24 protein-coding genes and 1 riboswitch are annotated in these 25602 nt (G+C 52.7%); of the genes, 18 read left to right on the forward strand and 6 right to left on the reverse strand.

Going from position 1 to position 25602, the window contains the following annotated elements; all coding sequences use genetic code 11:
- Positions 1-12: 12 nt before the first annotated feature.
- The gene (locus BUB30_RS18730) at positions 13-1053 is read left to right on the forward strand and encodes a sensor histidine kinase (protein ID WP_084138227.1); all 1041 of its coding nucleotides are present in this window, start codon (positions 13-15) and stop codon (positions 1051-1053) included.
- Positions 1050-1793, forward strand: a complete 744-nt coding sequence (locus BUB30_RS18735) for a LytR/AlgR family response regulator transcription factor (RefSeq protein WP_073136848.1) — start codon at positions 1050-1052, stop codon at positions 1791-1793. Before BUB30_RS18730 ends, BUB30_RS18735 begins: the two co-directional genes overlap by 4 nt.
- 135 nt (positions 1794-1928) lie before the next feature.
- Here the strand turns inward: BUB30_RS18735 and BUB30_RS18740 are convergent, their stop codons facing one another.
- Positions 1929-3218 (reverse strand): TCR/Tet family MFS transporter, encoded by a 1290-nt coding sequence (locus tag BUB30_RS18740; RefSeq protein WP_073136850.1) that lies wholly within the window; start codon positions 3216-3218, stop codon positions 1929-1931.
- Positions 3219-3578: 360 nt separating this feature from the next.
- On the opposite strand from BUB30_RS18740, the gene BUB30_RS18745 reads away from it, so the two are divergent.
- The 6 genes from BUB30_RS18745 (at position 3579) to BUB30_RS18770 (ending at position 6517) form a co-directional block, all read left to right on the forward strand.
- Positions 3579-3782, forward strand: a complete 204-nt coding sequence (locus tag BUB30_RS18745; RefSeq protein ID WP_143164981.1) for a hypothetical protein — start codon at positions 3579-3581, stop codon at positions 3780-3782.
- Between the two features lie 167 nt (positions 3783-3949).
- Positions 3950-4375: an EVE domain-containing protein gene (locus tag BUB30_RS18750; RefSeq protein WP_073136854.1), complete on the forward strand. Its 426-nt coding sequence runs from the start codon at positions 3950-3952 to the stop codon at positions 4373-4375.
- On the forward strand, positions 4372-4845 hold the full coding sequence (locus tag BUB30_RS18755) for a MarR family winged helix-turn-helix transcriptional regulator (RefSeq protein ID WP_073136855.1): 474 nt from the start codon (positions 4372-4374) through the stop codon (positions 4843-4845). The genes BUB30_RS18750 and BUB30_RS18755 overlap by 4 nt, the downstream gene beginning before the upstream one ends.
- Positions 4846-4957: 112 nt before the next feature.
- Positions 4958-5545, forward strand: a complete 588-nt coding sequence (locus BUB30_RS18760) for a Crp/Fnr family transcriptional regulator (RefSeq protein WP_073136857.1) — start codon at positions 4958-4960, stop codon at positions 5543-5545.
- Positions 5546-5682: 137 nt separating this feature from the next.
- Positions 5683-6036, forward strand: a complete 354-nt coding sequence (locus tag BUB30_RS18765; protein ID WP_073136859.1) for a SnoaL-like domain-containing protein — start codon at positions 5683-5685, stop codon at positions 6034-6036.
- Between the two features lie 19 nt (positions 6037-6055).
- On the forward strand, positions 6056-6517 hold the full coding sequence (locus BUB30_RS18770; RefSeq protein WP_073136861.1) for a DoxX family protein: 462 nt from the start codon (positions 6056-6058) through the stop codon (positions 6515-6517).
- On the opposite strand, the gene BUB30_RS18775 is transcribed toward BUB30_RS18770, so the two are convergent.
- A complete protein-coding gene (locus tag BUB30_RS18775; RefSeq protein ID WP_084138228.1) occupies positions 6514-9774 on the reverse strand; it encodes a PAS domain S-box protein in 3261 nt (1086 codons plus the stop codon). The two genes, BUB30_RS18770 and BUB30_RS18775, sit on opposite strands and share 4 nt — an antisense overlap.
- Before the next feature lie 275 nt (positions 9775-10049).
- A riboswitch (cobalamin riboswitch) is annotated at positions 10050-10254 on the forward strand.
- 172 nt (positions 10255-10426) lie between these two features.
- Between BUB30_RS18775 and metE the strand changes: the two genes are divergently transcribed.
- Together metE and BUB30_RS18785 are read left to right on the forward strand one after the other, a co-directional pair.
- Positions 10427-12742, forward strand: a complete 2316-nt coding sequence (metE, locus tag BUB30_RS18780; RefSeq protein WP_073136865.1) for a 5-methyltetrahydropteroyltriglutamate--homocysteine S-methyltransferase — start codon at positions 10427-10429, stop codon at positions 12740-12742.
- Between the two features lie 46 nt (positions 12743-12788).
- On the forward strand, positions 12789-13025 hold the full coding sequence (locus tag BUB30_RS18785) for a cysteine-rich CWC family protein (RefSeq protein ID WP_245804126.1): 237 nt from the start codon (positions 12789-12791) through the stop codon (positions 13023-13025).
- A 13-nt stretch (positions 13026-13038) separates the two neighbouring features.
- Here the strand turns inward: BUB30_RS18785 and BUB30_RS18790 are convergent, their stop codons facing one another.
- The 3 genes from BUB30_RS18790 to arfB form a co-directional block, all read right to left on the reverse strand.
- Positions 13039-13656 (reverse strand): hypothetical protein, encoded by a 618-nt coding sequence (locus tag BUB30_RS18790; RefSeq protein WP_073136868.1) that lies wholly within the window; start codon positions 13654-13656, stop codon positions 13039-13041.
- Positions 13657-13816: 160 nt separating this feature from the next.
- Positions 13817-14218: a hypothetical protein gene (locus tag BUB30_RS18795; RefSeq protein WP_073136870.1), complete on the reverse strand. Its 402-nt coding sequence runs from the start codon at positions 14216-14218 to the stop codon at positions 13817-13819.
- A gap of 104 nt (positions 14219-14322) precedes the next feature.
- Entirely contained in the window at positions 14323-14739 is a 417-nt protein-coding gene (gene arfB, locus BUB30_RS18800; RefSeq protein WP_073137413.1) for an alternative ribosome rescue aminoacyl-tRNA hydrolase ArfB, read from the reverse strand.
- A gap of 136 nt (positions 14740-14875) precedes the next feature.
- Here arfB and BUB30_RS18805 point away from each other — a divergent pair, with 136 nt between their 5' ends.
- The 8 genes from BUB30_RS18805 to BUB30_RS18845 all read left to right on the forward strand — a co-directional run bounded on the left by BUB30_RS18805 (position 14876) and on the right by BUB30_RS18845 (position 23551).
- Positions 14876-15379, forward strand: a complete 504-nt coding sequence (locus BUB30_RS18805) for an ExbD/TolR family protein (RefSeq protein WP_073136872.1) — start codon at positions 14876-14878, stop codon at positions 15377-15379.
- Between the two features lie 649 nt (positions 15380-16028).
- Positions 16029-17237 (forward strand): DegT/DnrJ/EryC1/StrS family aminotransferase, encoded by a 1209-nt coding sequence (locus tag BUB30_RS18815; protein WP_073136876.1) that lies wholly within the window; start codon positions 16029-16031, stop codon positions 17235-17237.
- Positions 17230-18309, forward strand: a complete 1080-nt coding sequence (locus BUB30_RS18820) for an iron-containing alcohol dehydrogenase family protein (protein ID WP_073136878.1) — start codon at positions 17230-17232, stop codon at positions 18307-18309. Before BUB30_RS18815 ends, BUB30_RS18820 begins: the two co-directional genes overlap by 8 nt.
- A 26-nt stretch (positions 18310-18335) precedes the next feature.
- A complete protein-coding gene (kdsA, locus tag BUB30_RS18825) occupies positions 18336-19187 on the forward strand; it encodes a 3-deoxy-8-phosphooctulonate synthase (protein ID WP_073136880.1) in 852 nt (283 codons plus the stop codon).
- 34 nt (positions 19188-19221) lie between these two features.
- Positions 19222-20244, forward strand: a complete 1023-nt coding sequence (locus tag BUB30_RS18830; protein WP_073136882.1) for a transaldolase family protein — start codon at positions 19222-19224, stop codon at positions 20242-20244.
- 95 nt (positions 20245-20339) lie between these two features.
- Complete coding sequence (locus tag BUB30_RS18835; protein WP_073136884.1) at positions 20340-21050, forward strand: hypothetical protein; 711 nt, start codon at positions 20340-20342, stop codon at positions 21048-21050.
- Positions 21051-21278: 228 nt separating this feature from the next.
- The gene (locus BUB30_RS18840; protein WP_073136886.1) at positions 21279-22958 is read left to right on the forward strand and encodes a GMC oxidoreductase; all 1680 of its coding nucleotides are present in this window, start codon (positions 21279-21281) and stop codon (positions 22956-22958) included.
- 14 nt (positions 22959-22972) lie between these two features.
- Positions 22973-23551, forward strand: a complete 579-nt coding sequence (locus BUB30_RS18845) for a gluconate 2-dehydrogenase subunit 3 family protein (RefSeq protein WP_073136888.1) — start codon at positions 22973-22975, stop codon at positions 23549-23551.
- A 56-nt stretch (positions 23552-23607) separates the two neighbouring features.
- Here BUB30_RS18845 and BUB30_RS18850 read toward each other — a convergent pair whose 3' ends face one another.
- The gene (locus tag BUB30_RS18850) at positions 23608-25584 is read right to left on the reverse strand and encodes an ABC transporter ATP-binding protein (RefSeq protein ID WP_073136890.1); all 1977 of its coding nucleotides are present in this window, start codon (positions 25582-25584) and stop codon (positions 23608-23610) included.
- Positions 25585-25602 lie beyond the last annotated feature (18 nt).

Raw genomic sequence — 25602 nt, forward strand, 5'->3', positions numbered from 1 at the left:
AGTTCTGTACGTATGCATCTTACTGTATCTGTAAAAAAAATATTCATGGTCGTGTCCACCTGGTGGAGCATGCTGGCCTTGTTCGAGACCTACGCGCTGATCACGACCTTCGGGTTTGCATGGAACGTGGCCCTGGCAGATGCAGTGAACTTCAACTTATTGGTAGCCACAGCGGGCTACATCATGTTCAACTCGCTGAAATTTTACCAGGCTGGCCCAAAAACGGCCATCTATCTCCTCATCTGGAGCATTGCTTTGGCCAGTCTCTGCGCCGTTTTGCATCGCTACCTGATGTCATCTTTTTTTCAAGACAACGTTCCTTACCAGGAATACCTCGCCGGCTCGCACGTGATCCGCGGATTGTTTGCCTGGCTCATGATCGCCCTCATCGGCATGCAGAGCTGGATCTGGTTTTATATGCAGGAACAAAGCGCCAACGAAAAACGCGAACAGGAAACCCTGAAATTTTCGCGTGAAGCAGAGTTGGCCTCCTTACGGCAACAGCTTCAACCCCACTTTTTATTCAACAGTCTCAATTCCATCAGCGCCCTGGCCGGCTCCAAACCCGAACAAGCCCGCCTGATGATCCAACAACTGAGTGACTTTCTGCGCGGCACCATCAAAAAAGACGACCAGCAGTTTGTCACCCTCGACGAAGAACTCAACCATTTACAATTATACCTGGAGATCGAAAAAGTGCGCTTCGGTCACCGCCTCAAAACCGAGATCGTCCGCGACGAAGAAACCGCCGGCCTCACTCTGCCCTCGTTGCTGTTGCAACCCGTGGTGGAAAACGCCATTAAATTCGGTTTGTACGACACCGTGGGCGAGATCACCATCCGCATCGATGCCAGGACGACCGACAAACAACTGGTGATCACGGTAGAAAACCCCTTCGACCCCGAGACCTCGCGACCACGACAAGGCACGGGCTTCGGACTCAATTCTGTGCAACGGAGGCTCTACCTGCTCTATGCGCGCCAGGATCTTTTGTCGACAAAAATGACAGGCCCCCTATTCAAAACCGAAATCAAAATTCCCCAACCCGCATGATGAACGTTATACTGATCGACGACGAACCACTCGCCCGCAGCATCGTGGCCGAATACCTACGCGATTTTGCCGACCTCACCGTAGTGCAGGAATGCAACGACGGCTTCGAGGGTGTGAAAGCCATCGCCCAGCACAAGCCCGACCTCATCTTTCTCGATATCCAGATGCCCAAGATCAACGGCTTCGAAATGCTGGAACTGATCGAACAACCCCCGGCCGTGATCTTCACCACGGCCTTTGACGAATATGCCATCAAAGCCTTCGAGGCCCACGCCATCGATTATTTGTTGAAACCGTTTAGCAAAGACCGCTTTGCGAAAGCCGTTCAAAAGTGGCTGGCGCATCATCAAACGTCAGGCGCCAAGTCGGCCACCAATGCGCTCATTCACGAGGAAGTGCGCCAGCCTGAAGAACGCAATCGCATCGTGGTGAAAGAAGGCAGCAACATCCGCATCATTCCTGTGCACGAGATCGTGTACCTGGAGGCGTATGATGATTATGTGAAGATCTTTACGGCGAAGGAGATGCTGTTAAAGAAGAAGACGATGAGTTTTTATGAACAGAGTTTGGATACCGATCAGTTTGTGCGGGTACACCGGTCGTATATCGTGGCGGTATCGCAGATCACGCGAATTGAGCCGTTAGAAAAGGATACGCACTTGGCGTTGTTGAAGAATGGGGCGAAGATTCCGTTGAGTAAGACGGGGTATGTGAAGTTGAAGGCGGTTTTGGGGCTTTGAAGTTAGGAGCCAGAATCCAGGAGCCAGTAGCCAGGAGCTTGTTCTCGGCATTCAGTAGACAGTAGTCAGTATTCAGTAGCCAGAAGTTTGTTCTCGGCATTCAGTAGTCAGTATTCAGTAGCCAGAAGTTTTTTTTTAAGAGCCGGGGGTTAGGATTGAGGAGTCGTCGGTTAGGGGGTGTGTGGTGGGGTCGGGTTTGGGTGTTGGGGGTTGGTGGGGCATGTTTTTTTTGAGGGAGGCGCGGGCCATGAGGGTGGCGGTGATGGTTAGGACGGCTCCGAGTAGCATGGGGGCACCGGGCAAATAGATTGGCGCGTGACTGTTGGTGAAATAGGCGAATGTGTTTGACATCAATACCGGACCGATGCAGGCGGTGGCGCTCATAAGACTTGTTAAGGCGCCTTGCAGTTCGCCTTGTTCATTGGCGGGGACTTGCGTGGAGATAATGCCTTGCAGCGCCGGACCGGCAATGCCTCCCATACAATACACGACCGTGAAGGCGAACATCATCCAACTTTGTGTGGCGAGGGCAAAGAGGATAAAGCCAAGCGCATTGAATCCGAGACCGACATAAACACTGCGGGCTTGGCCGAGCTTGGGGATGATAATGCGTATGAGTCCGCCCTGCACAATGGCAAACACCAGTCCGACAACGGCCAATGAGATGCCGATCATTCCGGGGCCCCATTTAAATTTTTCGATGGCATAAAATGACCAGTTGCTTTGCACGGCGTGTGAAGAAATATAGACCAGGACCAGCGAAGCCACTAAGCCCAGGATGACGGGGTAACGTCTCAAATTCAGCAGCGAACTGACCGGGTTGGCGCGCGACCATTCGAACTTTCTCCGGTTTTCGGGTTTCAAAGACTCGGGCAAAATGAAAAAGCCGTACAACCAGTTGGCCAGCGACAGACCCGCAGCAACCATGAAGGGCATCCGCGAACCAAATACGGCGAGCGCGCCGCCGAGCATGGGACCAATGATAAATCCCAATCCAAAAGCTGCTCCAATAATGCCAAAATTCTGGGCGCGTTTTTCCGGTGGACTCACATCAGCAATATAGGCCCCCGCCGTCGTGAAACTTGCCCCCATCATGCCTGCCACAATTCTTCCGAGAAAGAGCCAGCCGATCGTAGGTGCTAGCGCGAGAAAGGTGTAGTCCACTCCAAACCCGAACAAGGAGGCCAGCAACACGGGTCTGCGACCATACCGGTCGCTCAATCCCCCGACGATCGGGGCACACAGAAATTGCATGGAGGCGTAGGCGAGATAGAGCCAACCGCTATAGGCGGCGGCCTCGCTGTTCGTACCCCCTGTAAGTTCATCGATCAATTGGGGCATCACCGGGATGATGATCCCCAGACCGATAATATCGATCAGCAGTGTGGCAAAAATGAATCCCAGGGCGGGGCGTTTACTGGACATGGCAATAAAAAAAATGGAAAGTCAAAGTAAGTCGATTTTTCGGAACCCGGAGACACCAAAGCGGTGCCATTGTCTAATTTAATTGGGGTCTAAATAGGCAAAAACCTGTCGACTTTGTGGCTGATACCGGCATCTCCGGGCACCACATCCCCTGAAACGGGGAGGCCATCCCGCCGGCACGTCCCCAACCCAAGCCTGCACTCAGTAATCACCCTCATCCTACCGTTTCGAGATTTTTCCATCCCCTTTTGGGAAGCCGGCGAAAATAAAAGTGCGTTTTCAGGCTCCTTTCAACGGTCGGGCCGGTGGCATGTGAATTGGAATTACCCCATCACAAACCAACACAAACAACCCAACAGTATGAAACCCATTTCCCTCATCTTCTTCTTTATCATCATCGCTGCCACCGTGGTATTTGCCGGCATCTACGTGTTCTCTCCTGAACTTGTGGAAAGCAATCCCGCAGTATTCGCCATCGGTTTGGTATCGATCATGGTGGTGGGCATGTTCGGCATGATGCACTTCATTCCCTCGACCGTGGTGGAGGAGAACAGACAATACTAACAAACAAACAAACCTGCCGGCCCATCGTGGCACGCGGTGGCCGGTAAAAAATCTTGTTGTGTGCGCTTTAATCTAGAGTCGCCCGGGGGAAACCCCGGGCTTCTTCTTTTGTGTTGCATTTAATATGTTAACATATTATATTTGTACATATTAAAAACAACACCCGTATGACAACAGAAAAATATTGGGTCGTCGTGGCCTCGAAAGATCACGCCAGCCGCGGCGTGCAAGGTGGTTTCATCCAGGCGAATCATGGGAAAGCAGGTCCCCTGAAGCGCATCCGCCCTCAGGATTGGGTCATTATCTACTCGCCCAAAGAGACCTTCGCAGGCGACACCAAACTCCAGGCCTTCACCGCGATCGGCCAGGCGGTGGACGACCAGGTCTATGCCGTGAGCATGACCAGCCATTTTCATCCTTTCCGGCGGAACGTGCACTTCTATCCCTGCCAGGATGCCCCCATCGTACCGTTGGTGGACGACCTGGAATTTATTACCAACAAAAAGTCCTGGGGATTTCCTTTCCGATTTGGTTTCTTTGAGATCAAAGAAGAAGACTTTACCCGGATCCGATCAACCCTGCTTCCCAAATGAAAACAGCCGACAACACATTCAGTTTTGACAAGGCGGAAGACAGCCCCGGCTTTTTGCTGTGGCAAGTCACCCTCCTCTGGCAGCGGGAGCTAAAAAAAGCCCTCGAAAAACACGACCTCACCCACGCACAATACGTGTTGATGGCCAGCATTCACTGGCTAGCGCTGCACCACGAGCAGGTGACGCAGATCGTATTGTCGGCCCACACCAAGATCGACCCCATGACCACCTCCACCGTGCTCCGCACGCTCCAGGCCAAGGGCTTCCTCTTCCGCCAGGAACATGCCACCGACACCCGCGCCAAAACCGTGGGACTCACGGAGAGCGGAAAGAAAGTGATCAAGCAAGCCGTGCGCACCGTGGAAAAATTCGACGCGACCTTTTTTGGTCCCCTGGGTGAAAAGACGCACGACTTCAACAAGAAATTACTTTTGTTACTCAAGCAAAAGGAAAACGGCCCGGAGGAATAGGTGTCATCGCGCCGGTTGACGCAAGGGGCTCAAGGCTTTGGTCTAGGGCGACACTATTCTTGCGGATGCCGCCATCCTTTTTTAATTTGAAGACAAAACATCTCTCCACGCTTTGAGCGATCCGCACGAATTTATCCTTCAACACATTTCGCGACACATCGTGTTGTCGGAGCAGGACATCCAATTTTTCAAGAGTGTGCTTCGTCACCGGAAATTGCGAAAGCGCCAGTACCTGTTGCAAGCGGGCGACGTGAGCCTCTACGAAAATTTTGTAGTAAAGGGATGTCTCCGGGCCTATACTGTAGACAACGACGGCACGGAGCACATCGTGATGTTTGCTGTGGAGGGATGGTGGGTCTCCGACCTGTACAGCTTCCTGACTGGCACACCCGCTACACAAAATATCGACGCGCTGGAGGACACGGAAGTATTCTCCATCGAGAAAAAAGACCTGGAGAAACTTTATCAACAGGTCCCTGAATTCAACCGGATGTTCCGGATCCTGTTGCAGAATGCCTTTGTGGCACAACAACAAAGGATCATCGGCTCGATCAGCCAAACGGCTGAAGAACAATACCATTCTTTCATCACCAAGTACCCAACCCTGGAACAACGTCTTCCACAGAACCAGGTCGCCTCCTACCTGGGGCTCACCCCCGAAACCTTGAGCCGTATCCGAAAGCAACAGGCTAAAAAATAGGTTCACCCTTGATCCATTCCGTTCTCCGCGGAATTACTTGATCTAGATCAATCTTCTTTCTTGCGTCAAATCAATGCACAGGTCCTGGGCCTCGCACAATTTTGTGTCAACAATTTCAAACACAAAACAAAAATTTTATGAACACCATCAAAGAAAAATTGGACGACCTCAATCAACTCGTGCTCTCCGGGAAACTCATGGAAGCTTTCGAAAAGTATTATCACAACGATGTGCAGATGCAGGAAAATGCAAACGCCCCCACGGTCGGCAAGGAAGCCAACCGTCTGCGCGAACTGGAGTTCCTGGGAAACATAACCGAGTTCAGGGGCGCCTCTGTGCATGGGGTCGCGACAGACGAAAATATTTCCTTTGTCGTATGGCGCTATGATTACACGCACAAAGAATGGGGTGTGCGTAACTACCTCCAAGTTTCGGTGCAGCACTGGAAGGATGGGCTTATCGCCAAGGAGCATTTCTTCTACGGAAATTGATCATCTAAAACAAAGCCTTATGAAAACAAGAATCGTTTCTCCTGATGTTTCCTTACTGATCGCGCGGGTCGTGGTGGGTGTTGTGGTCATGGCCCATGGTGCGCAAAAGTTACTGGGTTGGTTTGGGGGCTACGGCTTTGCCGGGACAATCGACTATTTCACGCGAACCATTGGTCTCCCCTATTTACTTGCCTTGTTGATCATCGGGGTAGAAAGTTTCGGAATGATTGCGCTGGTGACGGGTTTGTTTAGCAGAGTGCTGTCGGCCGGTGTCGTCTTGATTATGGCAGGTGCTATTGCGGCAGAGCATGGGAAATTTGGATTCTTCCTGAATTGGTCGGGAAGTCAGGGGGGTGAGGGATTTGAATACCACCTGCTGGTTGTGGCGCTGGCTTCGATCGTGGCCCTGGGCGGGGCTGGAAAATTTTCTGTCGATCATGCGCTCTCGGGCAGATCACAGAAGAACAAACCTAAGTTCTAGAGGGGGAAATGGATCGTGAACGTCGTACCAATACCCGGTGTGCTTTTTATATCGATGGAGCCGTTGAGGGAGTTGACCTGGGTTTTTACCATGTGAAGACCCATACCCTTGCCTTCCACTTCCAGGTGGAAGCGTTGGTACAGCATAAAGATCTTGTCGCCAAACTTGTCGAGGTCGATACCCATGCCGTTGTCTCTCACCCGGATGCCGCAGGTGGTGCGGGTTCTAAACGTGCTGATCTCGATGGCGGGGTTGCGCCGTGGTGACCGATATTTTATGGCGTTGGAGATCAGGTTGTAGAGGATGCTGTAGAAGTAGCTGCGGATCGTGTAGAAGACCTGGATGTCTTTCACATCCATGGCAATGCGGGCGTTGCTTTCGTCGATCTGGGTTTGGAGCGCCTGACAGATACTGTCGACGATCTCGTGGATGGGTACGTCTTCTTTGGCGTGCACTTCGTGGCTTCGCATTTCCAGGATGGCGGAGAGGTCTTTGATCACTTCGTCGAGGCGGTTGGCGGAATGGCGCACCATGCTCAACATGCTGCGGGTATCCTCCGGCATTTCTTCCATGCCCATCAGGTTGATCAAGCCCAGCATGGAGGCCACCGGGCCGCGCAGGTTGTGGGAGGCAATGAAGGAGAACTGGAGAAGATCGTTGTTGCGCTCGATGAGTTGCGACAACAGCAGGCTGCGTTCCTCTTCCGACTTGCGGCGGCTGGTGACGTCGCGAAAATTGGTGACGATGCTTTGAATGCCTTCCACGTCGAGCAGGTTGATGGCCGTGCCCTCCATCCACTGCCAGTGTCCGTTCTTATGCCGCGACCGGAAGCTGGTGCTGATGAGCTTGTGCGGATTGTGGCGAACGTCGTTGAAGAAACGCTGGTATTCCCTTTTGTTTTCCGGGTTGATGATGGTCTCCAGGTTCATGACCAGGAAGTCTTCCGGCGAATAGCCGGTCACACGTTCGACGCCGGGGTTCACATAGATCATACGACCTGCCGGCTCCATCATGCCCACCACATCTTCGCTGTTCTCGATCAACGCGCGGAAACGCTCTTCGCTCTCGCGCAGGGTGATAGCCGCGCGTTTAACTTCCGTGTAGTCGTGGGCCGTGATGCAATAGCCCGTCAGGCGATTGTCGGTGTAGATCGTTTCCATCGTCACATGATACCAGGTGATGTCGGGCGCCGTGCCGTATTCCATTTCATATTCAATGAACTCGCCCTCTGCCGTGCGCTGCAACGAAAGCAGGAACACGCCGCGGTGCTCTTCGGGCAGAAGGTCGATGATGTTCGCGCCCACCTGGAAATATTCGGTGAAGGCAGTTTTATTCGCCTGGTTGAACATGACGATGTTGTACTGCTCGTCGAGCAACGTGAAAATATCGTTGGTATGGTTGAAGATCGCCTGGAGGTTGGCTTCGGACCGGAGCACGGTTTGCTCCTGCTTTTTCTTTTCAGTGATGTCGATGGAAATGATGGTGACGTATTTCACCTGGCCCTCGATCACGACAGCGCTATAGCGCAGCTCGTGCACCAGGTTTTCGGTGGGCAGGTGGATGGGCGCCTCGACGGTGACATCCTCCCCTCCGCGCACGCGGAAGAAAAGTTCTTTTGCAATATCGCGGCGTTCGGCCACCGTCATGTCCCAAACGTACATCCCTACCTCCGGTTTTCTGCCCGTGCTATAGGCGATAAACTTTTCGAGTGCTTCGTTGAACATCACGATCCGTCCCTCATAATCCAGCAACAAGATCTCCTCCAGGGTGTTGCTAAAAATAATTTGTAGGTTTTCCTTGTATTGCCGGATGGCTTGCTCCTGTTGTTTTTTGAGTGTTGCATCCATGGCCACCCCTTCGCGGCGCAGGGCCTTTCCATACTCATCGCGCAACAGGCGGTTTCGCACGTCGAGCCAGCGGATGTTGCCCTCCTTGTCGCGGATGCGGTAGGAAACCTCCGAGGTGGGCTGGGTCTCTAATTCCTTTATCGACGCTTCACGAAGGGGCCGGTCTTCCGGGAGTACCCATTGGGTAAAACTCCTTCCATTGTTATTCAGCAGTTCATCTCCCTTCACGCCCAGGATCTGCTCGATGGTACGGCTCATGAAGTGCTTTCGCTTATCCGTGAGGTCGATGGACCACACCATCACATCCATGGCGTCGAGTGTGCGATTCAGTTGCTCATCTTTTTGCTGCAGGATGATCTCTGCTTGTTCGCGAATGGTTTCGGAGGCCAGGCTCAGTTGGTCATTCAGCGACGTAAGTTCTTCGTTTGCAGCGGTCACCTCCTCCAGGGTGGCGGAGAGTTCTTCATTGGAAGCACTCAACTCCTCGTTGAGTGTGCCGATCTCGTTGTTCTTTTCTTTCAGATCCAGGTTCAATTCGCGGAGCTCCCCTTCCGCAGCAAAGCGTTGTTCGTCGCGCGTGTTGATCATCTTCACACACAGCCAGGTGACGCACGTTAAAAAGAAAGTGATGCTGGACACCAGGATGGCCACGCCGAACTCCGTAGAGAAATGGTAACGCGCTTGTGCCCACAGGCGAATGTAGCCTATCAACATGGGCAGCAGGAAGATGGTGGGCAGAAGCGTTCGGGCCAGCACGCCACCGGGTCCTCTGCGGTTTACTTCCTTCATGAAACCTTCATCCGGGCGAAGCATGAGCCACGCGAGCGAGGTCAACAAGAAGCCTGCGGCCGTGTGAATGGCCATGGGGTGGAAGGGAAGGTCACCATAAAATTCGGGCACGCTAAAAACATAGCCCAATACGGAGAACCACGCCGCCAGCCCAATCCAACTCGCCGCCGCCTGGGTCACATAGGGATTCCGTATGATCCGGAACGGCATCAGCAGGATGCCCAACGCCATAAAATTGAAACCCGATGCCAGGGCCATGCGCTCGGAACCTTTGGCTGAAAACTCGCTTTGAAGCTGGCTTGAAAATAGGAGTGTATCCACCGGTATGATACTGGTCGACAGGTTAGACAACAAGCGCCAACCCCCGACCAAAAAACAAAATGCGGCCAAGCCATAGGCCACCACCCGGTCGGATTTCCGGGCCGACTGAACAAGCCACAGGGCTGTATTGGCGCATAAAAAGCAGAGGGCTGTCATGGGGTTCATGGCAGCCAGTCCGGCCATTGGTCGCTTAAAAATTTCAACGTCAAATTGCCATCCCACCAACACCAACAGGGCCAATAGAAGGCATGTTCCTGAAAAATAGTGCGACCATCTCTTCACGTTCTGAGACAGTACCATAACTTAAATCGGGTATATCAGCTATCTAGGTTCTATTATTATATCTCTAACCGCAATCGACTACGATAAGTTAAGTGTTTTCGGGGATTTATAAAAAACAAACGCCTTCCAACCTCTATTGACCATCCTAACCCCGCATTGCCGGCGTATATCGCCGTCGTTTCTGGCGATCAAACGCCCTCAAGAGATCCAACCTTTACACCTTCGACGTCCTTTTTTTCAATCCCCGATCTTTTGCACTACCTTTACTGCATCAGTCTGTTCTTTGCATTTTAAACATCATCGCCGTTGCTGGTTTCCCCTACACGGGAATTAATAAGGAATCGTGTGTAAATCACGAGCTGTCGCGCAACTGTAATCCCGCCTTCGTGAACGTGAAGGTCAGCGCTTGTTCAAGTATGCCATTGTCCGCCATCGGTGGACGAGAAGGCGAACAAGGGTCGGGAAAGCCAGGAGACTTGCCTGTAACGCATTGACTTTGCTTTCGCGCACTGAAGCATTTTGTCAGGCATTGAATCCTCCTCAGCCCCTTTCGTGAAGGCGGTTGTGTCTGTATTTATTCCTGTAGATCTTTCATTTCGCACAAGCATCCGTTTAGCTGCCGAAGGGCTTGCTGGTTTAACTATTTGTTCAACCTTAAAAAAGCAAACTCATGCTTACCAACAATCTTGGCTACCCGCGCATTGGTAGCCAGCGCGAACTGAAGAAGGCTTGCGAGCTCTACTGGGCCGGCAAGACCACATTGAAAAACCTCTACCAGGTGGGCCGCAACCTACGGCAGGAAAACTGGCAACTGCAACGAGACGCCGGCATCGACATCATTCCTTCCAACGATTTTTCGTTCTACGACCAGGTGCTCGACATGTCGCTTACGGTGAGCGCCATCCCTGAACGCTACCATGAAGTGATCCTCAACAAAAACAACGCGGAGCTGGACCTCTACTTCGCCATGGCACGCGGATTCCAAAAAGATGGCCTCGACATCACCGCGATGGAAATGACCAAGTGGTTCGATACCAACTATCACTACATCGTTCCGGAATTCCATAAGGACCAACCCTTCAAACTCTTCTCCACGAAAGTGATCGACGAGTTTTATGAAGCGCGCCAACTGGGCATCCTCACCAAGCCCGTGTTGATCGGCCCCGTTTCCTACTTGCTCCTGGGCAAAGAAAAGGAAGCCGGCTTCGACCGGATCGACCTCATCCGAAACCTGCTGCCCGTATACATCGAGTTGCTCAAGCGACTGGACAAGCTCGACGTGCAGTGGGTCCAATTCGACGAGCCCTTCCTTTCGCTGGACCTGACCGAAAAGGAGAAAAAAGCGTTTGTCTATGCTTATGGCGAGATCCGGAAAGAGTTCCCTGCCTTGAAAACCATCGTGGCCACATATTTCGAAGGGCTGCGCGACAATGTGACCCTCGCCACATCCCTTCCCGTTTGTGCCTTGCACCTTGACCTGGTGCGCGCCCCAGAACAACTGGACGCCGTGTTGAATCACGTTCCCGACAAGATGACCCTTTCGTTGGGCGTTGTGGACGGCCGCAACATCTGGATCAACGACTTTGCCAAATCGCTCGCGCTCATCGAAAAAGCAACGTCCCGGCTATCCCCTGACCGGATCATGATCGCGCCCTCGAGTTCATTGCTGCATTCTCCCTGCGACCTGGTGCTGGAAACCAACGACAAGGTGTTGCTGCCGGAGATCAAAAGCTGGATGGCCTTCGCCCGGCAAAAACTGCACGAAGTATCCATCCTAAAGCAACTGGCAACCCTCGGCAAGGGCTCCTCCCAGACCTTTGCCGACAATCAGCGCAAAATTGACAACCGGAAAACGTCCACGCTCATTCACAACCCCTCGGTAAAAGCCAAGGTGGCTGCTATCACGGACGCTGACGCGCAACGTGCCCATCCTTTTGCCACCCGCAAAAAGAAACAACAAGCCGCCTTGAACTTGCCCCTCTTTCCCACCACCACCATTGGCTCGTTCCCTCAAACCACCGAGGTACGAAATTGGCGTGCACAATGGAAAAAAGGCGAGTTGACCCAAGACGAATACGATGCCCTGCTGCGCACAGCCACACAGGACGCCATCCGCTGGCAAAATGAGATCGGCCTCGATGTGCTGGTGCACGGCGAATTCGAGCGTAACGACATGGTGGAATATTTCGGCGAGCAACTGGCCGGCTATGTGTTTTCGAAAAACGGCTGGGTGCAAAGCTATGGCTCGCGTTGTGTGAAACCGCCCATCATCTTTGGCGACGTGTCGCGGCCCCAACCCATGACCGTGGCGTGGGCCCAATACGCACAATCGCTGAGCAACAAACCCGTGAAAGGCATGCTCACCGGCCCCGTCACCATTTTGCAATGGTCGTTTGTCCGCGATGATCAGCCCCGGTCCGAGACCGCGTTTCAAATCGCGTTAGCCATCCGCGAGGAAGTGGTGGACCTCGAGAAGGCCGGTATCCAGGTGATCCAGATCGACGAGCCCGCCATCCGCGAAGGGTTGCCGCTGCGCAAAATCGATTGGCAGACTTATCTGCAATGGGCCGTGAAGGCGTTCCGCATCTCGGCCAGTGGCGTCCGCGACGAAACGCAGATCCATACCCACATGTGCTATTCCGAATTCAACGACATCATCCAGAACATCGCCGACATGGATGCGGATGTGATCACCATCGAGTGCTCGCGATCGCAGATGGAGCTGTTGGACGCTTTCGCGGACTTCAACTACCCCAACGAGATCGGGCCCGGTGTTTACGACATTCACTCCCCACGTGTGCCCTCGCGCGAGGAAATGGTGTCGCTCATGCGCAAGGCCAGCGCCGTGGTGCCTGCCGCCCAGCTTTGGGTGAATCCTGATTGCGGGTTGAAGACCCGTCATTGGGACGAAACACGCAAAGCCCTGGTGGAAATGGTGGAAGCCGCCCGCGAGTTGAGAGCCGGCGTGAAAGAATTGAGTGTATAACGTAAAATAAAAAGCAGGCCGGGTTGTACCGGCCTGCTTATTTTAAATGATGACGAAGCACGAAGAAAAACAATGCCCCCGCTGCCGCACGCCTTTCGAATGCAAGGTCGGCTCTATCACTTTATGCCAGTGCAGCACCGTGAAACTGAACGACGACGAACGGCGCTATCTGCAGGAACGGTTCGCCGATTGCCTGTGCGCCGACTGCATGAAAGAATTGAAATCGGAGTATCACATCCAGCGTTTTAAACACCGGCTGAAACGATTGCTCCGGATGACCTGATGCGTGACCGCACTTACTTCACATTGATCGTGAACGTAACATCCAGGTCGGTTTCCCCGGTGTTGGAATCGGACGTATCCGACTTCAGGTCGGGTTGATGTTTTAGCAACACGCGAAAATTTCCGCTGGCCGTTGCAGCTCCCGCGGTCCACTGCGTGGTCAGACCGAGTGGGCGGTTGTTGGCATCGTGGGAATCTGTGCCGCCGGCATAGTTGAGCGGGTCGGTGCGATTGTCGATGTTACCGTTTCCTTCCGGGTTGGAAAATACATTGTTCGTCCATGAAAAAAAGAACTGGTGCTCGATGCCTTCGCGACGCACTTCGTCGGTGATGTTATATTCCGCATCTGTCGGCTGGGCCAGTTCATTGATCAGTTGGATGGTGAGCACGTAGCCCTTGTTCAGAGTTAGGTTGATCGGGCCGTCCATGGTAATGTCTTTGGAGCCCTCCCCGTCGGGATCGGTGGCTGTGACCACGACCGCTGCCGTGCCATCCGTTGGCGTGAACGTCAGTGTCGCTTTCGTGATCAACTCCGGCGTATCTTCCTTTTGAGGATCGTCGCTATGGCATCCGCTGACGATCATCAAGAGGACAATGGCATAAAAGGAAAAAGAAAAGAAATGAAATTTCATGATGGTTTTTCAGGTTAATAAGAAGAAGAATGGAATGAGACGACGCGTTGTCGCGGACAGCCAAAGACTACGCACATTTCTTTGACGTATGAAAAAATTGACAGGAAATCCTTTCCGCAAACTGGAGTTTCATTTTTTCAGGAACGCGCCGCAATGCGTATCAACCCACAGGAGGTGCGCGCGAGGATCCGGGAAGTGCGCACGGATGAACATAAAGTTGGACCAGGCGGGTTTGGAATGACGCCATCAAAAGATGATGCTCCGAAGGCGAAGCAACGCTCATCCATTGATCAGCATGAAAAGAAAATTGACATAACGGACATTTCTTCAGGCTGGACACGTGTGTCTTATGATCGCATGCCTTGTCGCGATGGTAAAGGCTGCGGTGACACGGATCTTTTTCAGCCTTGACGGTATGCACCACCGCCGGCGCGTGGGCATGCAACATGCGGTGGACGGCCTCCATGGGCAGCGAACCGAGCGCATACAATACCAACAAGCAAAGCACAGCCCAGGTCTTTATCCCCGTGTTGTTACCCTTATCGTTGGCGCGATGTTTCATTTTAGAAATGGGAACAATGAAAAAATGTTCCGGACAAAAATAGGCAGGTGATTGCACAATTGCAACACTATTGCATTTAGTCTGCATCAAAAACGGACCGTTCCTCATTCGATCTTGCGGCGCCATTGCTTCTTTTCCGAAGCTTTTTTCTTTTTATCGATGCGGTTTTGGATGGCCCCCTTGCTGGGTTTGGTGGCTTTGCGCGCTTTCTTTTTTGCGAAGGCTTTGGTCATCCATTGTTCCAATTTTGCCAGCGCGGCTTCTTTGTTCTGAAGTTGGGAGCGCTTGTCTTGCGCGGTGATGACCAATATACCCTCCGTGGTGATCTTGGATGCGAGCTTGCGGAGGATGATCTCCTTTTCTTCGGGGGTGAGCACAAACGATTGGGCTATGTCCAGCTTCAAGGTCACCTTCGTGTTCACCTTGTTCACGTTTTGTCCGCCGGGGCCGCTGCTGCGGGACATGGTGAACTGGAGTTCGCTGCCCAGTAAGGCAGCGGTGATGGGGCGTTGCGTGGACATTTGAACCTTACATTTTTGCCGGAAGATAATCATTCTGTTGCGATAAAAATTTTACCAAAAATTTGTCGCGTTTTTTTCTGTGACTATTCGGTGTGCCTCGAATTATAGTTCTAAATCTCACCAAACACTTACGACTATGGCAATGATCAACACGTCCGAAGGGGCACAAGGAAAAGTGCGCCGTGTCCGAGCCTCCACCCACATTGACATGACGCCCATGGTGGACCTGGCGTTTCTGCTGCTCACTTTTTTCATGCTCACCACATCCTTCTACAAACCCTATGTGCAAGAGGTTGCCATGCCCGAGAAGGCGGACCTCCACACCGTGGCGCCGGTCATACCCGACGAGAAAGCGTTGACGTTGGTTTTAGGTGAGCACAATAAAATCTACACCTACATGGGCCAACCCCGTGCTGCTGCCACGGCGGTGACCGATTACTCCGCGCAAGGCGTACGCAAGCTCTTGCAAGAAAAAAATGCGTCGGTGAAAGGGCTGTATGTGTTTGTGAAGCCTTCGTCCAAATCGCGTTACCAGAACGTCATCGACATTATGGATGAAATCGTCATCACTGGCGTCGAGCGCTATGCCATTGTAAAGATCACCGCGGAGGACTCGAAGCTGATGAGTGCCGTACACTGATCGCAGTCCTTCACGATCAAGGTCAGGGCTAAAGCCCACTGCATAGCCTAAAGGCCTAGTCTGCGCACACATCTTCTTGAATAAGGATCTTCAATCCCGAACGGATTACCAATCATAGACCCGGGTGCTTCGATGTAATCGGAGGTACCCAGGGTTTTAAAGAATACAAAAAAATGCGCCCCGTGCGCTTTAATCAAGGGATGAAACCTTCATAGCATCGCTATTTCTTTTCTCAAACGAAACCTTGCATTTCCTAGTAACCCCAGCCTTTAGGCTGGGGTTAGGCCGTAACGGGTTCAAAGGGCTTTAGCCCTGACCAGTAGCAAGGGAACATTCCATCATAAACCCGCATTCACAACTCCCCCGAAGTCTTCAGGACAGACTAAAAAAACTCACCACCTCAAGGGGCTTTTAGCCCCGACTTTCACGCATGGTGATCCACGCCTTCCGCCACCAGCCCTTTCGTGCCCCAGACCTCAAAATTTGGCCTTTTATGACAAGGGTGACCTGAAAGTTTAATATTATTGTGGAAAATTTGGAGGCCTTGGTAAGGGGCCTCCTTCTCGTCTAAAGTGAAGCCCTGGAGGCTTCTGGCCATTCGTTCTAAATACTTGTCTGATTTCATAGTAAAACCTTATTAATCAACCATATGCCAGGAACTGAATTATTCGGTTACGAAGAGAAAAAAGAGATCAATGACGTGCTGGAAACCGGCATTTTGTTTCGCTACAATCACGAAAACGTCCGGAATAACATCTGGAAGGCGCGCGATTTCGAGGCCGAAGTGAAAAAGATCACCGGCGCCAAGTTTGCCCATGCGGTATCCAGCGGCTCCACGGCCGTGGCCTGCGCGCTGGCAGCAGCCGGTGTCGGTGCGGGCGACGAAGTGATCGTACCGCCCTTTACCTTCATCGCTTCGGTGGAAGCCGTGCTTTTTTGCGGCGCCCTTCCCGTGTTTGCCGAAATCGATGAAACCCTTTGCCTGAGCGCGGAGGGCATCAGCAAAGCCATCACGCCAAAAACGAAAGCCGTCCTGCTCGTGCACATGTGCGGCGGCATGGCCCGGATGGACGAGATCCTGAAAGTTTGCAAGGACCATAAACTCACCCTGGTGGAAGACGCCGGTCAGGCTTTTGCCGCTTCCTACAAAGGAACAAGCGTGGGACTGTTTGGAAAGACCGGTTGCTATTCGTTCGACTTCTTCAAGATCGCCACTGCCGGTGAAGGTGGTGTGCTGGTCACAAACGACGAGCAAGCGTACCATCACGCCGAGACGTATTCCGACCACGGCCACGACCACATCGGTTCGAACCGCGGCATGGAAAATCACCCCATCATCGGCTTCAACTTCCGCATCAGCGAATTGCACGCCGCCGTGGGAGCAGCCCAAACCCGCCGTGTGCCGTCGATCCGCGAGACCAATCGCAAGCATAAAAAATTCCTTACCGAAGCGCTGCGCAAAACACCCGGCATCGGGTTCGCCACATTGGCCGATCCCGAAGGCGACTCCGCAACCTTCCTCAACCTGTTGTTGCCCGACACAGAAACCGCCAAGCGTACCGTTGACGCCCTGAACGCAAACGGCATCGGTGGTTTCAACTACTGGTTCACCAACATGTATCACTTCATCAATCAGTGGGATCATTTGAAAGATCTTCGCGTGGCCGCTAATCTTCCCATCAACGTGTTGGGTGCGCCTCAAGATTACAAGAATCTGAAGTTGCCCGTATCTCAAAATGTAGTGGGCCGTCTCATCTCGTTCGGCATCCGCGTCACCTGGACGCCGGAACAATTGAGCGCCCTGGCCGATGGCATTTCAAAAAGTGTAACACAAGCTTTATCTACTGTGCATGCATAAGAATTTCAAAGGAATAGAAAAAACGGTTTTCGGCCGGGGTGCCTTTGCACAACTCGGCGACATTCTCAACGAACGACGCGGTGACAACGACAAGTTCATGGTCTTCGTGGTGGATCAATATTTTAAAGGCAAACCCCTGGCCTCCCAGATCCCGCAGAAGCCTGGCGACGTGGTGATGTTCATCGATGTGGACAAACACGAACCCACCACGGAACAGATAGACGCCATGCGTGACGACATCCTGGCCAAGAATGGCTTGCCCGCTGGCATCGTGGGCATCGGCGGAGGAAGCATCATGGACATTGCGAAGGCAGCGTCATTGATGTTTACCAACGAAGGTTCCTCCACCTTGTATCAAGGATTGAATTTGATAAAGAAACCCGGCATCTATCACGTAGGTGTTCCCACCATCTCGGGAACCGGCGCCGAAGTTTCGATGACGGCCGTGTTGACCGGCCCTGTGAAAAAGCTGGGGTTGAAATGCGAGTGGACCGTCTTCAATCAAGTCGTGTTGGATCCCGATCTCATTGCCAGTGTGCCGCGCGATTGGTGGTTCTACACCGGTATGGATACCTACATCCATTGCGTGGAATCCGAGAACGGTATCTACAACAATGTGTATAGCCACGCGTTCGCGGAACAATCCATGAAACTTTGTGAAGATGTTTACCTGAACGAAGGCAGCGGACAAACTCCCGAGAACGACGAGAAACTGATGGTCGCGTCGCTGATGGGCGGTCTGAGCCTCACCTACTCCGAAGTCGGCGTATGTCACGCCCTCTCCTATGGACTTTCGAAGATCCTGGGAACGCGCCACTGCTACGCCAACTGTCTTGCCTTCAATCACCTTCACGATTATTATCCGCAAGGTGTTGCCGACTTCAAGAAGATGCTGAAGAAGCATAACATCACGTTGCCACAAGGGCTGGCGAAGGAGTGGTCGGACGAGACGATCACGAAAATGGCCGAAGTGTCATACAACCTTCCGCACATGTGGAATCACGCCATCGGGTTGGATTGGAAAGACAAGATCACCCTGGATACGATCAAAGAATTATTCAAACGTTTATAATCTTATAACCATAAAGCTCGCAGACCATGAGTAAGAAAATAGTTAAAGTAGGAAACATCGAGTGTGGCGCGGATGAGTTGTTTCTCATCTCCGGCCCCTGCGTAATTGAAGACGAATCGATCATGATGAAAACTGCCGAGAAGCTGAAAGAAGTTTCCGAGCGGTTGAATATTAAGATTATCTACAAGTCGTCTTTTCAAAAAGACAACCGTAGCAGCGTGAAATATTATGATGGTCCCGGACTGGACAAGGGCGTGAAGCTGCTGGCCAAGGTGCGCGAGCAATTCGGATTCCCCATCCTCACCGACATTCACTACCCAGACCAGGCCAAAGCCGCCGGTGATGTGGTGGATGTGTTGCAGATCCCTGCCTACCTGTGTATGCAAACTACCTTGATGGTAGCCGCGGCGAAGACGGGCAAAACCATCAACATCAAACACGGCCAGTTCTTGTCGCCCGACAACATGAAGCACCCTGTAGGCAAGTGCCTGGAAGCCGGCAACGACAACATCATTTTGACCGAGCGTGGTTATACTTTCGGTTACAACGATCTTATCGTTGATCCCCGCAGCTTCTATCATATGAACAAGATCGGTTATCCGGTGGTGTTCGATGTGACGCACTCCATCCGCAAGTATGGTATTCCCAGCGCCGACGCCAAAGGTGGTGCGCGCGAATTCCTGCCTGTACTCTCCCGTGCCGGTGTGGCCTCGGGTGTTGACGGTGTCTTTATCGAAACGCACCCCGAGCCGGAAAAGGCTTTGTGCGATGCCGCCAGCCAGCTGTGCGTATACGACCTGGAAGAGTTCATGAAACCCATCCTGGAGATGCACGCCGTGGAAGTTAAATATCGCAGTCGCGAGGTTGTACTCGCTTAACCATTAAACCATCTATCTTTAACAACATACAAGTATGGAATTATACCTCGATTCAGCGGACATCGTAGAGATTGAAGAAGCGTTCAAGCTCGGCTTTCTCACCGGACTTACCACCACTCCCACGTTCATGCACCGCGGTGGTGTGAAAGACGTCGATTCATTGATCGTAAAGCTCTCCAAGATCGTTCCCGTGCTTCAGATCGAAGCCCTCGGCGATACCGCTGAAGAAGTTCTGGCCGAAGCAAAGCGCCAGCTCGACCTTGGCCTCGACCCGAAGAAAACGGTGTTCAAAATTCCCGTTTCCCTGGAAGGAGTTCGCGCCTGTAACATGCTGCGCCGCGAAGGGTTGCTGGTGAACGTTCACCTGGTGTACACGCTGCAACAAGCTTACATGGCCATGCAAGCCGGAGCATCCTATGTTTGCCCGCTTGTGGGCCGTCTGCAAGATCAAGGTCACGATGCCTTGTCGCTGGTGGAGCAATGCGTGTTTGCCGTGGATCACTATGGATATGATACGAAAGTAATGTTCTCGTCTGTGCGCACGGCCGAACACGTGCGCAATGCCCTGAACCTGGGCGTGCACACCATCACCGCACCCTGGAAGATCATGAAGGCGCTTACCGAGAACAACTTCACCACCGTCGGAACAGAACAATTCGTGGAACACACCCGTCTCATGACCGTGAAGGTGAAGAACGTGGTAGATACCGTGAACCCAACTGTGACCGACGACACCCCGCTGGTGGACGCCATCGTGAAGATGACCGAATTCGGCTTTGGTGCTGTGACCGTAGTGAAGAAGGATGGCACGCTGGTGGGTGTATTCACCGACGGCGACCTCCGCAGAAAGATCCAGCAAGAAGGACGCGACGTATTGAAGAAGAACCTGAAGGACTTCGAATACGGCAAGCCTGTGTCCATCGAAGGCGATGCGTTGTTGAACGATGCCAACGCGCTGTTCAAGAAATTCAACGTAGACACTTTGTTGGTGACCGACAACGGTAAGCCCGTGGGCATGCTCGATATCCAAGATATGCGCGCAAACGCCAGCAAATAATTTTTTGCGATTTTATCCCGGGCCTGTATCAAATGAGCATCCCATGCTTTTCGGTACAGGCCCTTTTTATTTTATTTGTCTGATCCATCCCCATCATGAAGAACATCGAAAAAATTTTCACCACCCCCGGAGGCCAGTTTGTTACACCGATCGAGACCCTGGCGGAGAAATTAAAACACATCCGTGCCTTTGTGTTCGATTGGGATGGGGTGTTCAACGATGGATCAAAGAATGAACACGGTAGCAGCACCTTCAGCGAAACCGACGCCATGGGCACCAACCTGTTGCGGCTGAGCAGCTGGATGGCCACCGGGAAGATGCCCTATTGCGCCGTGCTGTCCGGGGAAGAGAACCGGATCTCGTTTCGGTATGGGGCGCGCGAGCATTTTCACCGGGTCTATTACCAGGTGAAAGACAAGACCATCGCCCTGAAACATTTCGAGGAAACCTTTGGGCTGAAGAACGAGAACATCCTGTTTGTTTTCGATGACGTGCTGGACCTGTCCCTGGCCCGCATCTGCGGGGTTCGGATGCTCATTAGCCGCAAGGCAAACCCCATGTTCCGGAATTATGTGGTAGAAAATAAACTGGCCGATTACGCCACGGCCCACGACGGCTCCCAATTTGGGGTACGCGAAGTATGCGAGCTGTTCATGGCCCTGACCGGGAACTACAATGAGGCCCTGGAAAACCGCATTACGTTCTCACCGGAATACAGCAGCTATTTCAAAGCGCGTCAGGAAATCCCCACGTCTTTCTATTCGGTGGTGAACAACGAGATCGTGCTCCGGGAAATTACGGTGTAGGGTCCCCCTGGCGTAATATCCAACCCAGTCCAAACAATTTCGGTTTGCGATCAGAATATTTTAGCACGCCATACGTTGTGCCCTCTGCACTTATTTAGAACGCTTATTATTTACCGGTCGATTTCTTCCTTCAAGAATACCTTAAGTGTAAATCATACGCATTTACCAGGCCGTCAGGATGCAACAATGGCAAACTATTCGTAATATGCCTCATTAAATGTCTAATCTATGAGTGAGAATGTTTATGATGCCATTGTTGTCGGCTCGGGAATTAGCGGAGGCTGGGCAGCAAAGGAGCTTTGTGAAAAAGGGCTGAAGGTAATTATGCTGGAACGTGGCCAGAATATAGAACACGTGAAGGACTACACCCAGACCAACAAGGCACCGTGGGAATTTCCGCATCGCGGCAAAGCACCGTTGAAACTGGTTCAGGAATATCCGGTGCTAAAGCGTGATTATCCGCTGAATGAAATCAATACGGACTGGTGGGCCAGCGACAAAGATTGTCCCTACACGGAAGTGAAGCGTTTCGACTGGTTCCGCGGCTATCACGTGGGCGGCCGTTCCCTCATGTGGGGCAAGCAAAGCTATCGCCTCAGCGATCTCGACTTCGAGGCCAACGCCAAAGAAGGCATCGCCATAGACTGGCCGGTTCGCTACAAAGAAATTGCACCGTGGTATGACTACGTGGAGAAATTCGCCGGCATCAGCGGTAACAAAGACGGTATCGACCACCTTCCTGACGGACAGTTCCTCCCTCCGATGGACATGACCGTCGTAGAAAAGGACGTGGCCGCCCGCATCAAAGAACATTATAAAGGCAAACGCCATATGATCATCGGCCGCGCCGCTCACGTGACGGGCCCGCTCGCCGGTCGTACACAATGCCAATACCGCAACAAGTGTGGTTTGGGGTGCCCATTTGGAGGATACTTTAGCACGCAGTCATCGACTTTGCCCGCCGCAACGAAAACGGGCAACCTGACCCTGCGTCCCTGGAGCATCGTGACCAAGGTGCTGTATGACAAAGACAAGAAGAAGGCCACCGGCGTGGAAGTGTTGGATGCACAGACCAACCAAACCTATGAATACAAAGCCAAGATCATCTTCCTGAATGCCTCCACCCTCAACACCGCGTGGATCCTCATGAACTCTGCTACCGATGTTTGGCCCGAAGGCTTGGGCAGCAGCAGCGGCGAACTGGGTCACAACCTGATGGATCACCACCTCGGCGTCTACTCACACGGACACGTGGACGGCTACGAAGACAAATATGTTTATGGCAACCGTCCCAATGGTATCTACATCCCCCGCTACCGCAACATGTACGGCGAGAAACGCGACTACATCCGTGGCTTCGGCTACCAGGGTGGTGCCAGCCGCGAAGGATGGGGCCGCAATGTGGCCGAGTACAGCATCGGCGTGGAATACAAAGAAGCGCTGAGCGAACCCGGACCCTGGACCATGGGCATCGGCGGCTTCGGCGAGATCCTTCCCTACCACGACAACAAAGCCACACTCGACAAAACCAAGAAAGACAAGTGGGGGCTGAACGTTCTGTCGATCGACTGCGAGCTGAAAGAGAACGAGAACAAAATGCGCCAGGATATGCTCAACGACGGGCTAGAAATGCTCGAAGCCGCCGGCGTGAAGAACGTGACGGGCAAAATCGGCGACGGCACACCCGGCCGCGGTATCCACGAAATGGGAACGGCCCGCATGGGCAAGGATCCTAAAACGTCGGTACTGAACAATTTCAACCAGGTTTGGGATGCTCAGAACGTGTTCATCACAGACGGATCGTTTATGACCTCGGCTGCCTGTCAGAATCCTTCGCTCACCTATATGGCCTTTACGGCACGCGCCGCAGACCACGCTGTGAAAGAATTAAAGAAAATGAACATCTAATTTTTGAAAGCATTATGAATAGAAGAGATGCTATAGCACGCGTAGGCCTGATCCTGGGAGGAACCGTTGTAGGCTCCCAGGCTTTCCTGAGCGGATGTGCAAAAAAATCGGAAGTGGCGGCAACAGGGAGCACCTTCACGCCCGAGACCGTTTCCTTCCTCGACGAAGTGGGTGAGACCATTCTTCCCACATCGGCCGCGTCGCCCGGCGCAAAGGAGTCCAAGATTGGCGAGTTCATGAAGACCATCGTTTCCGATTGCTATGAAGAAAAAGATCAGAAGATCTTTATGGATGGCATCGGCAAACTGAACGAAGCGTCGAATAAAAAATTCTCCAAAGATTTCATGTCCCTCTCCGCTACGGAGAAACATGACTTGTTGGTGGAGGTGGACAAGGAAGCCAAGGATTACCTGGCGAGCAAAAAAGAAGAGGACCCTCAACACTACTTCACCCTGATGAAGCAACTCACATTGTGGGGCTACTTCACTTCTGAAGTTGGATCGACCAAGGCGCTTCGCTTTTTGCCCGTACCCGGAAGATACGATGGCGCTTATCCCTACAAGAAAGGTGATAGAGCCTGGGCTGCTACCTGATACTGATCTTTGTTTTTGTTTTGTGAAAAAAGCCTGGCGGCCCTCGCCAGGTTTTTTTATGACGCATCGGTTCCCGTTTCTTCGTCTTCTGCCTCCTCTTCGTCTTCCACTTCTTCGTTGTCGGTAGCTTCTTCAGGCTCGGGGTCATTTTGGGCTTGTGCAAAGCGGGCGAACCATCCGTTTTGGGCAATCAGTTCCTCGGGGGTGCCGGCTTCGATCACCTGGCCGTCGGAGAGCACGAGCACGTGGTCGGCATCGCGGATCATGGAGTAGCGGTGCGCGATGGCGATGACGGTGTTTTCTTTTCGGATCTCGTTGATGGTCCGTTTCACTTCGGCTTCGGTGGCGTAGTCGAGGTTTGCCGTGGCCTCATCCAAAACCAGGATGCGAGGCTTCGCCACCAATACGCGGGCAATTTGCACGCGCTGCCGCTCTCCCACCGACAAGCCAAAGCCGCTTTCACCAACCTTGGTTTTCAATCCATCGGGGAGGCGCTGCAAGGTGCTTTGCATGCCGGCAGCAACCGCTGCGGCCTTCACTTCGTCAAGCGTGGCATCGTGGCGTTTGTAGCGGATGTTGTCCGCCAGGGTGCCGCGGAATATGGCGCCATCGGCGGCGACCATGCCAATGTTGCGGCGTACGGATGACGGATCCAGGTCTGCCAGCGGGTGACCGTCGATCAGGATCGTACCGCCCTGCGGTTCGTAGAGTTTCATGAGCAAATCTACCGTAGTGGTTTTCCCCGCACCCGATGTTCCAACCAAGGCCGTCATCTTTCCGGGTTCTAGTGTAAAAGAGATTCCCTTCAACACTTCTTTTTCCGGTGTATAGCCAAAATGGACATCGCGAAATTCTACCCGGCCGTGTTCCATCGTTAAAGGCTTTCCTTTTTTCTCGCCTTGGCCGTTGTCCAATAAATTGAACGCGCGGGCAATGGAGGCCACGTTCTGTTGCAGGTTCACCCACAGGCTAGACAACGTGTCGATGGGATCGTAGAGCCGGTCGAGGTAGGCTACGAACATCACGACGTCGCCGGGAGTCAACTGATTTTCCAGGGTGAGGTAGCCGCCATAGCCGAGCACCAGGGCGCTGGCAAATTTGGTGAGGATGTTCTCCCAAAACACATACTTGTTGGCCAGCTTGCTGCGCGTTACATAGTCCCGGTAGGCTTTGTCCGAAATGGAATGGAAAGCCTTCACTTCCCGGTCTTCTGCGCCTGAAAGTTTCACGGTCTTGATGCCGCCTAAAGCATCCTGCATGCGTGAAGAAACCTCTTCCCAGCGTTCATAGTAGTTTGACAAGCCCGTTTCCAAGCGGTTGGCCGAGCGCCAGGCGATGAGCAGGTAAAATGGTATGATCGACAAGGCAATCAGCGTAAGCGTTACGTTTTGCCAAAACATAATGATCAGGATCCCAACCAAACTGATCACCTCCGGCAAAATCTCCTGCGAAAATCCATTCACAATCGCCGACACTTCTTCCGACTGATTGATCTGCTTGCTGAGCGCAGCACTGGATCGCTTGCTAAAGAAAGACAACGGAAGCTTCAGCACATGCGCGAATGTATTTTGAATAAATCCTTGCTCGATCTTGCACGACAGCCTCACATTCATATTGTCGCCGATCAGCCAAAGAACATGCCCCAGCAGGTTCACGGCAAAGATGATGGCCACGGCCCACAACAGTGTTTCCAGCGCTTGTTGAGGCGTGCGCGCGGCCACATGATTTTTACCGTGCGATTCTTTTACTGCCGGCGTGGTGGCCTTCTCGATGAGCTTGCTCACCGGATCGTCGTCGTCTGTGTTGAGACTGTCGGTGGAAAACGTTTTGAGTGTCTCGTCTTTGGCGCGCTGCACAAACAAACCCGCCACGTCGTTGATGGCCTCGCGGTAGACAAGCGGTTCGATGAGGTTGGCGCCGGTGCTAAGCAAGCCGATGACCACTACGATGAGAAATCTTTTACGATGCGGGATGATGATGCGGAAGATGTTCTTCCATACCTGCTTTTTGCTAGCGTGTGTCGTGCCTGACATGTTGGACTGGCGTTAAAG

The sequence above is a fragment of the Chryseolinea serpens genome, assembly GCF_900129725.1.
In the GTDB taxonomy this organism is placed as follows: Bacteria; Bacteroidota; Bacteroidia; order Cytophagales; family Cyclobacteriaceae; genus Chryseolinea; species Chryseolinea serpens.

What these genes read in the sequence shown, in the direction of transcription:
- BUB30_RS18765 (WP_073136859.1), top strand. Translation starts at nt 5,683, where the DNA reads ATGAACACCATCAAAGAAAAATTGGACGACCTCAATCAACTCGTGCTC.
- BUB30_RS18750 (WP_073136854.1), top strand. Translation starts at nt 3,950, where the DNA reads ATGACAACAGAAAAATATTGGGTCGTCGTGGCCTCGAAAGATCACGCC.
- BUB30_RS18835 (WP_073136884.1), top strand. Translation starts at nt 20,340, where the DNA reads ATGAAGAACATCGAAAAAATTTTCACCACCCCCGGAGGCCAGTTTGTT.
- BUB30_RS18770 (WP_073136861.1), top strand. Translation starts at nt 6,056, where the DNA reads ATGAAAACAAGAATCGTTTCTCCTGATGTTTCCTTACTGATCGCGCGG.
- BUB30_RS18790 (WP_073136868.1), bottom strand. Translation starts at nt 13,656, where the DNA reads ATGAAATTTCATTTCTTTTCTTTTTCCTTTTATGCCATTGTCCTCTTG.
- BUB30_RS18815 (WP_073136876.1), top strand. Translation starts at nt 16,029, where the DNA reads ATGCCAGGAACTGAATTATTCGGTTACGAAGAGAAAAAAGAGATCAAT.
- metE (WP_073136865.1), top strand. Translation starts at nt 10,427, where the DNA reads ATGCTTACCAACAATCTTGGCTACCCGCGCATTGGTAGCCAGCGCGAA.
- BUB30_RS18840 (WP_073136886.1), top strand. Translation starts at nt 21,279, where the DNA reads ATGAGTGAGAATGTTTATGATGCCATTGTTGTCGGCTCGGGAATTAGC.
- BUB30_RS18745 (WP_143164981.1), top strand. Translation starts at nt 3,579, where the DNA reads ATGAAACCCATTTCCCTCATCTTCTTCTTTATCATCATCGCTGCCACC.
- kdsA (WP_073136880.1), top strand. Translation starts at nt 18,336, where the DNA reads ATGAGTAAGAAAATAGTTAAAGTAGGAAACATCGAGTGTGGCGCGGAT.
- BUB30_RS18845 (WP_073136888.1), top strand. Translation starts at nt 22,973, where the DNA reads ATGAATAGAAGAGATGCTATAGCACGCGTAGGCCTGATCCTGGGAGGA.
- BUB30_RS18785 (WP_245804126.1), top strand. Translation starts at nt 12,789, where the DNA reads ATGATGACGAAGCACGAAGAAAAACAATGCCCCCGCTGCCGCACGCCT.
- BUB30_RS18775 (WP_084138228.1), bottom strand. Translation starts at nt 9,774, where the DNA reads ATGGTACTGTCTCAGAACGTGAAGAGATGGTCGCACTATTTTTCAGGA.
- BUB30_RS18730 (WP_084138227.1), top strand. Translation starts at nt 13, where the DNA reads ATGCATCTTACTGTATCTGTAAAAAAAATATTCATGGTCGTGTCCACC.
- BUB30_RS18820 (WP_073136878.1), top strand. Translation starts at nt 17,230, where the DNA reads ATGCATAAGAATTTCAAAGGAATAGAAAAAACGGTTTTCGGCCGGGGT.
- BUB30_RS18735 (WP_073136848.1), top strand. Translation starts at nt 1,050, where the DNA reads ATGATGAACGTTATACTGATCGACGACGAACCACTCGCCCGCAGCATC.
- arfB (WP_073137413.1), bottom strand. Translation starts at nt 14,739, where the DNA reads ATGTCCACGCAACGCCCCATCACCGCTGCCTTACTGGGCAGCGAACTC.
- BUB30_RS18755 (WP_073136855.1), top strand. Translation starts at nt 4,372, where the DNA reads ATGAAAACAGCCGACAACACATTCAGTTTTGACAAGGCGGAAGACAGC.
- BUB30_RS18805 (WP_073136872.1), top strand. Translation starts at nt 14,876, where the DNA reads ATGGCAATGATCAACACGTCCGAAGGGGCACAAGGAAAAGTGCGCCGT.
- BUB30_RS18740 (WP_073136850.1), bottom strand. Translation starts at nt 3,218, where the DNA reads ATGTCCAGTAAACGCCCCGCCCTGGGATTCATTTTTGCCACACTGCTG.
- BUB30_RS18850 (WP_073136890.1), bottom strand. Translation starts at nt 25,584, where the DNA reads ATGTCAGGCACGACACACGCTAGCAAAAAGCAGGTATGGAAGAACATC.
- BUB30_RS18795 (WP_073136870.1), bottom strand. Translation starts at nt 14,218, where the DNA reads ATGAAACATCGCGCCAACGATAAGGGTAACAACACGGGGATAAAGACC.
- BUB30_RS18830 (WP_073136882.1), top strand. Translation starts at nt 19,222, where the DNA reads ATGGAATTATACCTCGATTCAGCGGACATCGTAGAGATTGAAGAAGCG.